Here is a 15,150-nt window from a genome sequence, read left to right on the forward strand (position 1 = left end):
CATGTGGCAACGGTTTACAGAACGCGCGCGTCGCGTTGTGTTTTTCGCTCAGGAAGAAGCCGGCCGCCTCGGCGAGAACTACGTATCCACCGAGCACCTGCTGCTCGGCTTGGTACGCGAGAATGACAGCGTCGCGGCCAGAATCCTGGATCGCATGGGCGTCTCTCTCGGTCGGATTCGCAGTGAGATTGAGCGTCAGGTAACGCGCGGTGAAGGTCGGCTGGGCCAGGAGATGCAGCTCACGCCGCGTGCGAAGCGTGTGATCGACCTGGCCTATGATGAAGCGCGCCAACTCAATAACAACTACATCGGCACGGAACACCTTTTGTTGGGTCTGATTCGTGAGGGTGACGGCCTTGCCGGGCGCGTGCTCGCCAAGCTCAGCGTGGAGCTGGAACGTACCCGACGTGAAGTGCTTGCCATGCAGGATACCGACAGCGGTATGCCTACCGGGCAGAAGCAGGGCGCCCGCTCACGCACGCCGACGCTTGATGAGTTCGGCCGTGACCTCACGGACCTTGCCCGCAATGAGAAACTGGATCCGGTTGTTGGCCGCAACACGGAGATTGAGCGCGTCATTCAGATCCTCAGCCGGCGCACCAAGAACAATCCGGTGCTGCTGGGCGAGCCGGGCGTTGGCAAGACCGCCATCGCCGAGGGTCTGGCGCAGCGGATTATTGCCGGCGACATCCCGGACACTCTGAAGGACCGCCGCATTGTGTCGCTCGATCTCGCCGGCCTGGTGGCGGGAACCAAATATCGTGGTGAGTTTGAAGAGCGAATGAAGCGGGTGATGGAGGAGGTCCGCAAGGCCGCCGGCGAGGTAGTGCTGTTCGTTGACGAACTCCACACACTGGTGGGCGCCGGCGCCGCGGAGGGTGCGATCGACGCCTCCAATATCATGAAGCCGGCGCTGGCCCGTGGCGAACTGCAGTGCATCGGAGCGACAACGCTCGATGAGTTCCGCAAGTACATCGAGCGTGACGCAGCGCTTCAGCGCCGGTTTCAGCCCGTGAAGGTTTCGGAGCCGTCGGTTGAGGAATCGGTGGAGATCCTGCGGGGCCTCCGAGACCGGTATGAGGCTCACCATCACGTTAAGATTACCGATGCGGCGCTCAAAGCTGCGGCGTTGCTCGCCGAACGTTACATCACCGACCGCTTTCTGCCTGACAAGGCTATCGACCTCATCGACGAGGCAGCCAGCCGCGTGAGACTGCAATACGCCTTGCCACCCGTGGAACTCCGTGTGGCGAAGTCGCGTCTGGCCGAGGTTGAGAAGGCCCTGGCGGCCGGCGACACCGCCGGCTGGGAACCAGGTGCGCCGAACTATGAAGAAGAAGCGGCCACGCTCAAGACGAGCATCGCAAATTTGGAACTGGAGTGGCACAGCAATCGAGAAAACCTGGCCCGCGTTGTTGATGAGGATGAAGTCGCCCGGATCGTCCAGAGCTGGACCGGCATTCCAGTCAGCCGGCTGGTGGAGGCCGAAACACAGAAGCTGCTTCGCATGGAGGATGAGGTGCACAAGCGCATCATCGGCCAGCACGAAGCCATTGTGGCAGTTAGCCGCGCTGTCCGCCGCTCACGCAGCGGAATGAAGGACCCGAAGCGACCGATGGGCACCTTTATTTTTCTCGGTCCCACCGGCGTAGGCAAAACCGAGCTGGCGCGAGCTTTGTCGCAGTTTCTGTTCGACTCGGAAGCCAATCTGATCCGCATCGATATGAGCGAGTATATGGAGCGGTTCGCGGTGTCGCGCCTGGTCGGAGCGCCACCCGGATATGTGGGCTACGATGAAGGCGGCCAGCTGACCGAGGCCGTGCGCCGCAACCCGTACGCCGTGGTGCTGCTGGATGAAATCGAGAAGGCTCATCCCGAGGTCTTCAACATCCTGCTGCAGGTGGCGGAAGATGGTCGGCTCACCGATTCGCAGGGCCGCGTTGTCGATTTCAAGAATACCGTGCTCATCATGACCTCCAATATCGGCGCGCGCGCCATTCAGGGCGAACGCACAATGGGAATCCGCGCCGACCTCGAACGGCGCGGTGAAGACAGCAAGTTGTACGAGGGCATGAAGAATCGGGTGATGGAAGAGATGAAAAAGGTCTTCCGACCCGAATTCCTCAATCGCGTGGACGAAGTGATCGTATTCCATCCGCTCTCCGCCGACGAGATTTTCCAGATCGTGGACCTGATGCTGGCACGTGTAAACAAGCAGGTGCAAACGCAAGGCTTTACGCTGGAAGTCACTCCGGAGGTCAAAGAGTTTCTGGCGAACGAAGGCTTCGATACCACGATGGGCGCGCGACCGCTGCGGCGGGCGGTTCAGCGGCTCGTTGAAGATCCGCTGGCCGAAGAGGTGTTGCGGGGAACGCTGCGGCCCGGCGACACGATATTCGGCGAGATGGAGGATGGCAAGGTTGCGTTCCACGCGCGGCCGCCCAAGATCGATGAGGGCATGCCCAGCGCGGATGATCCGCCGAACGACGGCGGGCTGCCGCCGCTGGACGAGCCTGCGACCGTAAGCTGACGGGAGGTATCGACTCGCATCTTCAGAACGCCTCCGGTGCGCGCCCGCCCTGGCTGCGGGTCGCAAACCGGAGGCGTCTGTTCGGGTTGCTTATCGCCCCGGCAGGCGTGCTCTTCCGCCAAATCCACCGTCCGTCACACCAATCGACCGCTATTCCACAGCGGTCAGCCTCAGCACGGCTGCCTGCCGCTCCGCAAGGTCGGCGCCTCGCTGCACGGCCGCGCGTTCAATGAGCCCCCGATCACACGCATTGCAAAATGTACATGGTGCGGTATGGCAGTCGGGCGTCAACTGCTCCGCGCGTGACCGCTTGTCCTCTGCCCGCAGGTAGGCTTTCGAGACGCCACAGTCGATGTGATCCCACGCCAGGGCTTCTTCATGCGCCTTCATCCGATGCGCATAGAACGCGACGTCAACGCCCGTTTGCTCAAACGCGCTCATCCAGCGATCCATATCCAGATACTCGTCCCAGGCGTCAAATCGCGCGCCGGCGCGCCATGCCCGTTCGATCACAGCCGCCACTCGCCGATCACCCAGCGAAAGCGCCGCCTCAAGCACCGCACAGCTCGCGTCGTTCGGGCGGTAAGCCACGGCTCGATCGCGAATTGACCGCTTGAGCAGTTTCTGCTTACGGTCAATCTCCTCCCGCGTATCCTGGCCGTGCCACTGCCACGGCGTGTTCGGCTTAGGTACAAACGCCGAAACGCCGATATTGATGATAGGCGCCCGAACGCCATGTTTGCGCGCGATGGCAGCGCATTGCGCGGCAAGTTGGCCGATCGCCAGCACGTCATCGTCGGTTTCGGTGGGTAGTGAAACCATAAAGTAGAGCTTGATGCGCTGCCAGCCGTTTTGGAACGCCGCATCCGCCGCATCAAACAGATTCTCCTCCGTGACGCCTTTGTTGGTGACGTTGCGCAGCCGCTGTGAACCTGCCTCCGGAGCGAACGTAAGGCCGGTTTTGCGAACCTTGTTGATCTCCTGTACCAGCTCAACACAGTCACGATCGGCGCGCAGGCTGGGAAGCGACACTCCAACCCGACTGCCGGCATGCTGCGCGATGAGGTCGGTGACCACCGTCCGCACGCGTGTATAGTCCGCAGTGGAGAGCGATACCAGTGAAACATCCTCGTGCCCGGTATTGCGGATCAGTTCCTCGGCAAGCTGCATCAACCTCCGCGGCGATTTCTCGCGGACCGGCCGCGTGATCATCCCGGCCTGGCAAAAGCGGCAGCCACGCGTACAGCCGCGCATCACCTCAAGGGAGATTCTGTCGTGCACAACCTCAATAAATGGGATGATCGGGCTGGTAGGATACGGCAGCGCGTCCACGTCCCAAACCAACCGGCGCACAATACGTCGCGGCACGTCATCACGCAGCGGTCGCGTCTCCAGCAGATGCGGCATGGTGTCGTACTGCCGACCGCTGCTTTCCGTGCCCGGAGAGTAAATGGGCTCGTAAAACCTCGGCACGTAGCAGCCGGGTATCTGCGCAATTCGCAGCAGCAGTCCCTCTCGATCTTTGCTCCGATGGAGGAGGAACACCTCGTGCAGCTCAACCAGCACCTCCTCGGCCTCACCGATAATAAAAACGTCCACAAATGGGGCCATCGGCTCCGGATTGAATGTGCAGTGGCCACCGGCAAAGACGATCGGCCACGCCCGGCCGCCGACCTGCGCCTCATCGCGGTCGGTCGTGCGCACCGGAATGCCGGCCAGGTCCAGCATGTTGAGGAGGTTCGTATAACCAAGCTCAAACGAAAGAGCGAACCCGATGAGGTCGCACTGCGCCAGCGGCGTCCGGCTCTCCAGCGTGAAGAGTGGCAGGTCGACGCGGCGCATCTCCGCTTCCATGTCCGGCCATGGCGCATAGACACGCTCTGCCGAGCAGTCTTCCCGACTGTTCAGCAGGTGGTAGATGATGCTGCATGCAAGGTTGCTCATGCCGATTTCATAGGCATCGGGGAATGCGACTGCATACCGCACTCTCACACTGGATGGGTCCTTGGTGATGCTGTTCAGTTCTCCGCCGGTATAGCGCGCCGGCTTTTGAACGCGCGGGAGCACCTCCTCCAGCAGGCTGTCCATATCATTACGATTGAGCATTACATCCTTCCATCTGCGCCGCACCAACGTCCGCTCTTAATATAACACACCCGATTGCAGCCGCCGATTGACGCGTCGCGCCCATGGCCGCAGCGGAGCAGAATCGTGATGGCCGCCGGAATGCAGTTTGGCTACCAGCCGCCGTGGTCTTTGAACCATCGAATGCTTTGCAGTGTGAGCGCTTCCTCATCGGCAGCCACGGCGGCCGCGCTGCCACCGCGCTCCCAGACGCTGCCGTATGGCTCGAGCATCGGGCGGCCGGACGACCAGAGCAGTTGGAGAACCGGTAGGAACTGCGGCACGGACCGAGGTGCAAACTCCTCCCACCAGGCCGGGTCGATCATCGGTATCGTTCGCGTAGCCTGCGCGGCCAGCTCCACGCCCGGTAACAGTGCGTGTTCACTGGTTCGCAGCGCCTCTCGAATCGCGCGGAAGTTGATAACACCATCCCCGGCCGCGCACCGAACCAGGCGATACCCTTCCGGGCAAAAGTGGAGCGTGTAGTCCTTCATATGTAGGTGTCGGATTACCGGCGCGAGCTGCCTGGCAGTGATGACAGGATCCTGGCCCACCGCGAGCGGATTGCCGGTATCCAGCGTAACGCCATAAGAGGTTGACTGTCCGCTCACGTCAAACAGGCGGAGCAGATCCTCAACCGCGGCGTCCTGGTGGTTTTCGATCGCGATACACAGACCGAGGCCTTCGGCAACCGGCAGCAGCTTCCTCAGGCGATCGGCGGCCAAATCCATGCGGGCTTTCCAACCGCCCTCCAGTTTGCCGCGCTCGCCGCAGAGCACACGACTGAGCGTGGTCCGGGTGATGCGAGCGCCAAGCGCGGCGGCGGTCTGCAAATCCGCAAGCAGTTGCTCCTCCGGTGCCTCCGTCAGTGAGCCAATATCAACGATAATTCGCAGGTTCTCCTCGGCAAGTGCTGAGCGCAGCTCGCCGGGGTCAACGTCGCGAAGCGGCATTTCGATGCCGGCCAAACCCTCGTCGCGAGCAATCGCAATTAGTTTCCGCCAGTCTGCCGGCTGTGGATTCGCTTCACCGGCGATGGTGTCGAGCCAACCCATGGTGAGTGGCAAACTGAACGCCGTGAGCACCATCGGCAGCGTGGCAGCGGTCATCGCACAGCCTCCGGGAACCGGACGTGCAGCAGGTGCGACACGGCCCGGAATCCGCATGCATGGCACACGCCATTGGCTGCCGGGTCGTCACGCTCGACGATCGTGCAGCACTCAAGCCCGGCAGCCGCGCTGTTGGCGGCCAGCGCGCTGAGCGTGCTGGACGCATACCCCTTCAACCGGTGCTCGGGCAAGGTGTAGAGCATACCTACGCGGGTCATATTGGCCGAGCGACCAACAACCGCCGCCATCGCGCGCGGCTCGGGATCGCACCACAGCCACAAGCCACGTGCCCGGAACAGAGCGTCGATCACACTGGAGACGCGGCTGGTGCTGCGCACCGTATCGAGAAGGTACTCTCCCGCGCACGCCATGCACCAATCCCGGTGACGACGGGTCGCTTGCTCCAAATAGCCCGTAACCGCCGACGGTCTTGGTGGGCCGGAGATACTCCATACCCGCATCGAACGGTGGACGCGCCCTCGCGGCCCACCGATGGCCCGGGCTTCCGACAATAGGCGTTGAACGGTTGACGGTCGGCCGATGACGCCGGGGCACCGAGCCGCCGCTGCGCAAACATGCGCTACCACCATGCGAAGGACGTCCGACCGCGCGTGCGTAACCAGCAGCGGCATCCCGCTCGCGGCAGCCGCAACTGCTTCCACCTCACCGTACCGCGCAACGGACAGCATTACCCGTCCGGAAGGCTCCTCCAGCAGTTTCCCGTTTTCCGGGCCGCCCGCCGCCATACCGCCAATCAGCGAGTTTTCGGCAGGCGTGCGCGCCAGAAACGAGGAGACGTCCCGGGCAAACTGACGCCGATCTGCGTACGGCGTCAAAGTCAACATGGCCGCAGGACTCCCAGCGTTACAACAGCCCGATTCGGCATATGCCCTACCCTTTCAGCGCACCGACGGTGATGCCGCGCGTAAGCTTCTCTTGCAGAGCAATATAGACAAGGAGTGTCGGCACCATTGTGATGACCAGACCGGCAAATAGCAGACCGTAATCGCTCTTGTACTGTGCTTGGATGCCTATGGAAGCCAACCCAAGCGGAAGGGTCTTCAGGCGGTCACTGGTAATGAACACCAGGGCAAACAGATACTCGTTCCACAGGCCAAGGAAGTTGAATATCGCCACCGTAACGATACCAGGTTTAGCCAACGGCATCATGACGCTGATGAAGGTGCGGTATTCGCCGGCGCCGTCCATCATGGCCGCCTCACGCAGTTCACCCGGCAGTGTGCGGAAGAATGCGTGGAGCACAAACACCGTGAACGGCAAACTGGCCGCCACATAGATCAGAATGAGACCCGCATGTGTATCGTGCAGCGACACGGTGAGCGTACCGAGGCCGATCGCCTTGACAGGTGGCGCCAGAATTGCGGTGAGCGCACGACCCATATCCGTGAACTGGAAAAAGAGCGGAATCAGGATAAGCTGCATCGGTATCAACAGCCCGGCCAGAAAGAGGTAGTAGATCGTCCCACGGAGCGGAAACGAGAACCGCGCCAGCGCATAGGCGGTCATGCTTCCCAACAGGAGGATCAGCGCCAGGCTGATGCTGACCACCTTGACGCTATTGAAAAAGTACCAGCCGAAATGGCTGCCGGTCCATGCGTTGGCATAGTTTGCCGCGATGGTGTGCAGCGCTGCCGCGCTCGGTTTGACCAGGACCTCAGGCAAGCCAAACGGGTTTCGGAAGATCGCGCGTGTGGTCCGCAAACTGGTGGAGACCAGCCAGAGCATGGGCAGGACCACCGCGCAAAACCACGCGAGCAGCACTGCAAAGTGAATGGCGCGAGTAGTGGCTCCAACAACGCGTGCGATCAATACTCCAGCGCCTCGCGCCGCATCAGCCGCTGGCTCAGAAGAGTGGCCAGAAGCACCTGCAGAAACAGGAAGACGGCGATCGCCGTGCCGTAACCCACGTTGTACTCTTCAAACACCTTGCTGTACATCAGCGTGGCCATGGTATGTGTCGAGTTGGATGGCTGTCCGTTATCCATCACCCAGATGACATCGAATATCTTGAGGCCGCCAATGACAAGGAAGATCACGCCAACTGTGATCACATCCCAGATCAGGGGTACTGTGATTTTGCGGAACAGCACGGTGGGCCCAGCGCCATCCAGCCTGGCTGCCTCATAGTAGCTTTCGGGGATGTTCTCCATGGCGGCCAGTAACAGCACCATGTAGAATCCCGTTGCCGCCCATGCCATCATCGGGACCAGCGCCCATAGCAGATTCTGATCCGAAGTGAACGGTACCGGCTGCTTTACATGGAACCAGGCATGCAGCGCGTGGTTAAGCAGCCCGACCTGGGCCGTGCTGTAGATGAGGATCCAGAGCAGCGAAATAGCGACCGAACTGATGACGTTTGGAAAGAAGAATGTAATGCGAAACACGCGGGCGCCCGGTACGCGCTGGTGGATGACAAACGCGAAGTAGAGCGCCAGCGCAAGGATGAGCGCGCCCGGTACCACTGTGAGGAAGACGTTATGGCCAAACGCAACGGCAAATTGCGAGCCGTGCGCGACGATTGAGCGAAAGTTCTTCAGCCCCACATACACCGGTTTGCCGAGCCCATCCCACCGCAGCAGGCTGTAGAGGAAGGCATTGATGGCAGGCCATAAAACGAACGCGCCGTAGAGCAGCAGTGATGGGCCGATGAACACGGCCAGAAAATGTAGAGGCGGTCCGCGCCGGCGGCCGCGGCGCGCTACTTGTGCTGCCATGGAACTCCCCGCGCGGGCGGCTTGTAGATATCGGGGTTGGCTCGCACCGCCTGCATACCTGCCTCGAGGCGCTGCGCGAATCGAAGAGGTGTCACGTGGCCGGAGACCAGGTCGCCAAGAGCGTCACTCACCACGTTGCGATTCCAATCGAGGTAGAGACCACTGAGCCGGTCGGAAAAGAGGTGGTCGGCATGACCCAGCACGGTCACGGCGCTCGAGAGAGCCGATGAGAGTTTCAACCCGTCAGCTGCTCCAATCACCGGCGAGAGCGTATCGAGCTGGGTAATGTACGATTTGCTGCTCTGCCGGCTCACCATGAACTTGAGGAAGTCTGCCGCCAACCTCGGATGCTTTGCCTCGCGGAACACAACAAAATCCTCACCGCCTCCGGCATAGACGGCGTTCGGATCGCCGAGCCCGCCGGTTACCGGCGGCACCTTGAAGCAGGCCATGCGGAATCCTTTTGGGATCGCATTCTTCATCTCGTTCTCCAGCCAGAGGCCGCAGAACACCATGGCCGCCCGGCCGTTGCACCACTCCATCTGGCTTTCGGTGTGCGTCATCGCCAGCGCGCCGGGCTCGTAGTAGTTGAGGGCCATCTGCTGCATCATGGTGGCCGCCCGAACGAATCCGGGATCCAGAAAGGCGCCGGGCTGCGCGTCCTGCATCGCATAGTAATTTCGCCACGGCACGATTCGCTGATACAGGCTCAGCAGCGTTGCCCAGGCGTAGTAGGGGTATTTCCCCTGAAACGCCAGCGGTGCTATATGGGCAGCCTTGATCTGGGCGCACAGGCGCATGAACTGGCCCCAGGTTTGCGGCACGCTCCAGCCATGCGCGTCGAACATCCGCTGATCGTACCAGCAGACCCAGGCGCTTAGATTGCTGGGAATCGCGTATGTCTTGCCTTCGTACTGTGAATCGGCAAGCACACCCGGCACCAGTGTGCTGCGCCATGTACCTTTGGCGCCGTATGCTGGTGAATCGAGCGCCGCATCCAGCGGATAAAGCTTGTTGGCCACTATCAGCTTCCAGAATGGGAGGCTGCTGTTCGCCGCGTCCGGCGGATCGCTGCGCAGAATACGCGGCTTCAGCTTTTCATCCACGCGCGGATCTCCCCACAGGTTGACGTGTATGCCGGGATGCAGGCGCTCGTAAGCCCGAGCAATGCTCTTGTGCCAGGATATGCCATAGCCACCTTCGAACACGGCAACTTCGATTTCAGTCTTGTGGCGTTCGCCTGGCGGCTGGAGGTGGCAGCCGGCCAGACACAAGGGCAGAAGGAGCAAAAGGAGTGCTGGGCGGCGCATAGGCGTGCATTAACCACCGGCAGGATGCTCTCCTGCCGGAAGGGAGCCGGGGCATAGGGATAGAATTATGACCGCAGGCGACCCACCTGTTGAATCGCCACTTGCCGACCGCGGGAGCTAAGCATGAGTTGGAAGGTACTGGTAACTGCGCGCGCGTTCTGGATCAACGGACAAAAGGCCAACGACGCCCTGGAAGCGGCGGGCTGCCGAGTGGTGCGGTCACCGAGAGCCGGACCATATTCGCAGGAGGAGCTTGCGCCGATTCTGGAGGGCTGTGACTCCATCGTTGCAAGCAGCGACTGGTTTGGCGATCACCTGTTCGCCGCGTGCCCCAACCTGAAGCACGTGTCGCGATGCGGCGTCGGCACCGATTCGGTCGACATGGCTTCGGCCACGCGATTCGGCGTCGTGGTCACCAACACGCCCGGCGCCATGACCGAGGCGGTGGCGGATTATGCGTTCGGTCTACTTCTCGCTGCAGCCCGCAAGATTCCACAAGGCGACCGCCTGATGAAGAGCGGTGGTTGGGATGAGTACCCGGGAACCCTTGTGGTTGGCAAGACACTGGGACTTATCGGCCTCGGTGCGATCGGACGTGCTACAGCGGAGCGATCCATCGGTTTCCGCATGCGGCTCCTGGCGTACGATCCGCAATTGGAGAGGAGCGGCGCGCTGCCTGAGAACCTGCGCCATGTAACCTTCTGCAGCCTGGATCGGCTGCTTGCAGAAAGCGACTTTGTGTCGGTACATGCGCCCAGTACACCGGAAACACGCCACCTGATCAATGCCGAGCGCCTGGCCATGATGAAACCGAGCGCTTATCTCATCAATACTGCCCGTGGCGCGCTGGTGGATGAGCCGGCCCTGATCGATGCTTTGGAGCGTGGCATCATCGCCGGCGCCGCAACCGATGTGTACGGCGAGGAGCCGCTGCCGGCCGAGTCACCGCTGCGGCAAGCGCCGAATCTCGTATTGACGCCGCACAATGCATTCAACGCGGTCGAAAGCGTAGCGCAGATGAGCATGGCAAGCGTTACGCCGATTCTGGACCTGCTGAACGGCAAACGGCCGGAGTTCACATGCAATCCGGAGGTATGGAGCGCGCCGTCGCTGCGCATGACGGAGCTCGCCTCCGCACGTTGAGGGGGTGGATGGCGGAGCGGAAAGCGGTTGCTCACGCGGCGTGCGCACCGCCGTCCGGATCGGTCGGATCGATCGCGTGCAGCCAACGTGTCCGGTTGGCATACCCGAGGCGACAAGGGCGGACATCCTCGCAACAAAATCCACCGCCGGTTGTCATCCTGAGCGAGGTGAGGGATCTCCCTGCCTCGACACCCGCGACACGCAACCCGATTCAACGGAGCCGGACGCAGGGCGATTTTCAATTGCCCGTCCCTCCAATCCGGCCGCTCCGAAATCGCCGCGGGCTTTCTGCTTCCGGAAGCCCTTGAGCGTCGAGAATCACGCTGGAGGAGCGCGCCGACGGACGCTGGCCCCGTGCAGGCGTCCGCTTCGTCAGTGATGCGCAGGTTGTGCACGTTGTAGCGCCGAAGGTTGGGCGGCAGACCGCTGCCCTCGATAGGTTGCTGAGCGTATGACATGCAAAGAGCCTTCCCGGCCCTGGATCCCAGCCGATGTCGATGCAGTGACCTGTCTCATTCTATATGGACACACAGGGACGTGCGGACGAAGCGCCGGAATCGGTCAACGGCTCCGGTGTAGCCCATACGTCCGATCTCTTCGAGCAGACGCACCGCCGAGAGCCCGCACTCGGTAAAGCGGGCCCGGATGTACGCCTTGTGCGGGTCGATGCGCGGCGCGGGGCCGCAAAAGAGCGTAGGCTCCTTTACTTTGAGCTTGCGATTCACCGTGTTTCGAGCGTCACACGTCAACTGGGCGATCATCCGAATGGAATAGCCCTGTCGATGCATATCTTTGATGTTCATCGATTCCTCCAGGTTGACCATAGCCGGTTCCATTGACTGAATTTGGACCAGCATACAACCGGATGGGGCATCCGATCCCGCCAGAACCCGGAGGGTGGGTCAATTCTAAATGCCTGTTAGTGGGTCACAGCTGAGCGGCTGTTTTCATCCTGCAGCATCGGCCGAAATTGCGCTCTCCCGGTCAACTGAGAATTACCGAAAGGTCGTGGGATTATAGTGGAGCAAACGACCAGATGCATGCACAGCTATTCGCTTCGCGGCATCGTAACGGCGGAAATTCGGCTATTGGGTCAAATCTGAGTGCCTGTCTTCAGGCGAGAGGATGTTCAGTACGATGGCGGCCGCGGTAGCACTTGTGGGCGCGACCAGAAGCCACAACCACGGCGCCACAGGCGGCCTCGCTACGAGCAAGTGCCCCGTGCGAACGCACAGAATGACGGAATAGGTCGCCCACACCGCCGGGTACCCCACTACGGTGACCACCGGCACCGCCAGCCAGCGGCTACGCCTGCGCTTCCGCCACCAGTGGCCACCACCAGTGGTGGCATCCGGTCCCCGGCAATTTTGCGTTCGCATCCTTGCGTACCTGTCCCATCTGCGCTCCGATCAACGCGCTAAAGGTTACCGCGGCCTTCATCAAGCCACGCTAAAGACGGCGGCGCCTCTATTCGGATAAGGCCGTTGTACGGCCACGGACCGGGCCCGAAGGGGGACGGTTCGGGGACTGGGTCGGTGGTGAAGCGATCCCAGGGCACATCTCCGACGAGTAAGCCTACGACCGGGCCGCCGACCGCTCCGGCGGGTCCGAGGGGCGAGAACGCGACGCCGCCTAGCCGGGCCATGCCTGTTTCGAACGCGCCCTTCCAGTCGATCTCGTGTCCGCCCGGGTCCACGTAGTCGTTCGGCTCGCCCCCGCAATACGCGTACGGTATCTGGTCCAGCATGCTGTCGCGGCTGGCGAACCGCCCAACCTGCGGGTCGTAGTAGCGTACTCCACCATGCTGCAGCCCCGCGTCCCCGTCGCTCTGGTACGCCCAGCCGCCCGCGAAGTTGTACGGACTGCTGGTGCTGCCGCTGCTCGCGATCGTGTTGCCAAAGGCATCGAAGTCCTGCGTCGCCGTGGCTGTGCCGGAACTGTTGGTTTCGGCGCGGGCTGAGCCAAGCCATCGAATGCCGGGTACTCGCCGTTACGCCGGCGCAGATCGTTACCGACGGTGTACGCGGCAGTAAAGGCGCTTCCCTGCGTCTCCGTCACCGGCGCGCCGCCGGCATACTGCGTGGAGGTCGTGGCGCCCGACGCCGTGCGGCTCACGCGGAGGCCCAGGGCGTCATAGCCGAATCCGGTCACAGCCGTACCCTGCGCGATCGACTTGAGCTGGCCGTCGTTATCCATTGTGAAGATGGTTGAGGTGTTTCCCACCGTTTCGCCGGTGCGGTTTCCTACCGGATCCGCCGTATACGAAATGGAGTACGGATTCGAGCCAGTCCGCGTTTCTGAACGTCAGGGACCGATGCTCGACCCCACATTTACGGGTGGCTGCGGCAACTGTGCGGTCGGCGCGCTGGCACGCACGAGGTCGTCTGATCCTCCAAGGTCGACACCGCCGGGGCGCAGCATCTCGGTGTCGTGTCCTGCTGAAGTAACGGTAACCGCGCGAACGCTCTGGTGCGCCAGTTGGGCGGCGGCGGCCGCCTCGGCCAGTATAGCGTCAGCGCCGCTGATTGCCGTAGCAAGGTCGGGCACGTCGCGCTCCTGTCCACCGGCGGCGCGTCGTCCGAGTTGGCGCCGTGCCCGTGCCAGCTCCGCCGGGCTCCCGCCTAGCGACAGCGCGCGGGCCGCCGCTGCCACCACCGAGCTGTCATGCGCCCCGAGGAGGCGGCGGATCACGTCCGGATAGCGAACAACGAATTCCGCGCACTGCTCTGCTTCCATGGGGATCAATTGTCGCGAAACTGCGAGGAGCGCCGGTGCCGCAAGCCTCGAGCGGGGCCTTGTTTGCCTGGCGATAGCCGCGAGCCCGAACGGATCGGACGTCTTAGCGAACAACATGGCGATTTGGCGCTGTGCCCGCAGCCCGGCTGCTACGCCAGCAGCCAGGTCCGCGATGCAAAGGCACGGCTCCCCAAAACACACTCGTGCCAGCCAAGCGCGGCCGGGCAACTGCATCGCAAACCCAACGAGGCCGGCAATGAGGCCTCCGCCGAGTGCGCGGATAAACAGCACGCACTGGATGCGAAACAACTCTCGCTTCGTCTCGTTCTCCATGGCAGCTATTGGTTCTTGTACTACTGGGGCACTGGCATGGTCCAGCCCGGCTTCGGTTTGATGTCCGGGTAGAGGTCGCGGTTTTGCTCGTACTCCATTTCCGCTGAGAAGCGATGATCGCCGCCGTCTGGAAACGGCATGCCGACTCGCCGAGCCCTCTGCTCTTGCCCAATCTCCGCGATACCCTTCCAGATATCAACGATGCCGACGATGATAAGCGCGACACCCGCGGCGGGCAGGCACACCCCACCTGCGCCGATCAATCCGAGGCCGCCGCTCACAAGGAGGATATCGCCGAGCCATATGGGCGCACGCCCGCTCGGATCGACGCCATCTGTTGGCTCGCCCCCGCAATACGCGTACGGTATCTGGTCGAGCATGCTGTCGCGGCTGGCGAACCTCCCAACCTGCGGGTCGTAGTAGCGTGCCCCGACGTGCTGCAGCCCAGCGTCGCCGTCGCTCTGGTAAGCCCAGTCGCCGGCGAAGTTGTATGGACTGGAAGTCGAGCCACTGCTCGCGATCGTGTTGCCAAACGCATCGAAGTCCTGCGTCGCGGTGGCTGTGCGGGAGCTGTTCGTTTCGGCGCGCACGGAACCCAGCGCGTCGAAGGCCGGATATTCGCCGTTGCGGCGCAGCAGGTCGTTGCCGACGGTGTACGCGGCGGTGAAGCTCGAACCCTGCGTCTCCGTCACTGGCGCGCCGCCGGCGTACTGCGTGGAGGTGGTGGTGCCCAAAGCGGTGCGGCTCACGCGGCGGCCCAGAGCGTCATAGCCGAAACCGGTCACCGCCGTACCCTGCGTGATCGACTTGAGCTGGCCGTCGTAGTCGGTCATATGACTGGTATTGCAGTCATGTTCGCATTTTACCACGTTGTTACTGACGTCTGCAGACGTTGGTCCGCGCCGCGATAGACTGGCTCCGGAAGTGTGGCCGGAACCATCGCAGACGCGGCACAATCAGGAGCAGATTCCTTGGCGTCGCTCCGGCTGACGGCTGGGCGGCTGGGTGACCGAGCGTAACGCCGTCGCTGTCGCAACGCAAACGCCGCTGCACACCGCTTCCTGAACCAGAAACGTGTGCGCAGCGGGTCGCGACGGATGCGGATAGCTGGCCGTTGGCCACGTGCATGG

12 protein-coding genes are annotated in these 15,150 nt (G+C 62.2%); 2 read left to right on the top strand and 10 right to left on the bottom strand.

Translation table 11 applies throughout. From position 1 onward, the window contains the following. Position 1: 1 nt before the first annotated feature. Positions 2–2,530, top strand: a complete 2,529-nt coding sequence (locus tag KGJ62_11845; protein MDE2127271.1) for an ATP-dependent Clp protease ATP-binding subunit — start codon at positions 2–4, stop codon at positions 2,528–2,530. A gap of 150 nt (positions 2,531–2,680) precedes the next feature. On the opposite strand, the gene KGJ62_11850 is transcribed toward KGJ62_11845, so the two are convergent. From KGJ62_11850 to KGJ62_11875, 6 genes are all read right to left on the bottom strand, one after another. Next, positions 2,681–4,636, bottom strand: coding sequence for a TIGR03960 family B12-binding radical SAM protein (locus KGJ62_11850; GenBank protein ID MDE2127272.1), 1,956 nt, complete (start codon positions 4,634–4,636; stop codon positions 2,681–2,683). 131 nt (positions 4,637–4,767) lie between these two features. Continuing rightward, positions 4,768–5,763 carry a sugar phosphate isomerase/epimerase gene (locus KGJ62_11855; protein MDE2127273.1) on the bottom strand — a complete coding sequence of 332 codons (996 nt, stop codon included), beginning with the start codon at positions 5,761–5,763 and terminating at the stop codon, positions 4,768–4,770. Further along, on the bottom strand, positions 5,760–6,608 hold the full coding sequence (locus tag KGJ62_11860; GenBank protein MDE2127274.1) for a hypothetical protein: 849 nt from the start codon (positions 6,606–6,608) through the stop codon (positions 5,760–5,762). Before KGJ62_11860 ends, KGJ62_11855 begins: the two co-directional genes overlap by 4 nt. Positions 6,609–6,654: 46 nt before the next feature. Beyond that, positions 6,655–7,593 (bottom strand): carbohydrate ABC transporter permease, encoded by a 939-nt coding sequence (locus tag KGJ62_11865; GenBank protein ID MDE2127275.1) that lies wholly within the window; start codon positions 7,591–7,593, stop codon positions 6,655–6,657. Further along, positions 7,590–8,498 carry a sugar ABC transporter permease gene (locus KGJ62_11870; protein MDE2127276.1) on the bottom strand — a complete coding sequence of 303 codons (909 nt, stop codon included), beginning with the start codon at positions 8,496–8,498 and terminating at the stop codon, positions 7,590–7,592. Before KGJ62_11870 ends, KGJ62_11865 begins: the two co-directional genes overlap by 4 nt. Next, on the bottom strand, positions 8,483–9,808 hold the full coding sequence (locus tag KGJ62_11875; GenBank protein MDE2127277.1) for an extracellular solute-binding protein: 1,326 nt from the start codon (positions 9,806–9,808) through the stop codon (positions 8,483–8,485). Before KGJ62_11875 ends, KGJ62_11870 begins: the two co-directional genes overlap by 16 nt. Before the next feature lie 123 nt (positions 9,809–9,931). Here KGJ62_11875 and KGJ62_11880 point away from each other — a divergent pair, with 123 nt between their 5' ends. Beyond that, the gene (locus KGJ62_11880; GenBank protein MDE2127278.1) at positions 9,932–10,951 is read left to right on the top strand and encodes a phosphoglycerate dehydrogenase; all 1,020 of its coding nucleotides are present in this window, start codon (positions 9,932–9,934) and stop codon (positions 10,949–10,951) included. Between the two features lie 512 nt (positions 10,952–11,463). Here KGJ62_11880 and KGJ62_11885 read toward each other — a convergent pair. From KGJ62_11885 to KGJ62_11900, 4 genes are all read right to left on the bottom strand, one after another. Then, positions 11,464–11,775, bottom strand: a complete 312-nt coding sequence (locus KGJ62_11885) for a transposase (GenBank protein MDE2127279.1) — start codon at positions 11,773–11,775, stop codon at positions 11,464–11,466. Positions 11,776–12,368: 593 nt separating this feature from the next. Then, positions 12,369–12,926 (bottom strand): RHS repeat-associated core domain-containing protein, encoded by a 558-nt coding sequence (locus tag KGJ62_11890; protein MDE2127280.1) that lies wholly within the window; start codon positions 12,924–12,926, stop codon positions 12,369–12,371. Between the two features lie 329 nt (positions 12,927–13,255). Further along, the gene (locus tag KGJ62_11895; protein ID MDE2127281.1) at positions 13,256–13,687 is read right to left on the bottom strand and encodes a hypothetical protein; all 432 of its coding nucleotides are present in this window, start codon (positions 13,685–13,687) and stop codon (positions 13,256–13,258) included. A 353-nt stretch (positions 13,688–14,040) separates the two neighbouring features. Then, the gene (locus tag KGJ62_11900) at positions 14,041–14,853 is read right to left on the bottom strand and encodes a hypothetical protein (protein MDE2127282.1); all 813 of its coding nucleotides are present in this window, start codon (positions 14,851–14,853) and stop codon (positions 14,041–14,043) included. Between the last annotated feature and the right edge of the window lie 297 nt (positions 14,854–15,150).

The organism is Armatimonadota bacterium (assembly GCA_028871815.1).
In the GTDB taxonomy this organism is placed as follows: Bacteria; Armatimonadota; Chthonomonadetes; order Chthonomonadales; family Chthonomonadaceae; genus REEB205.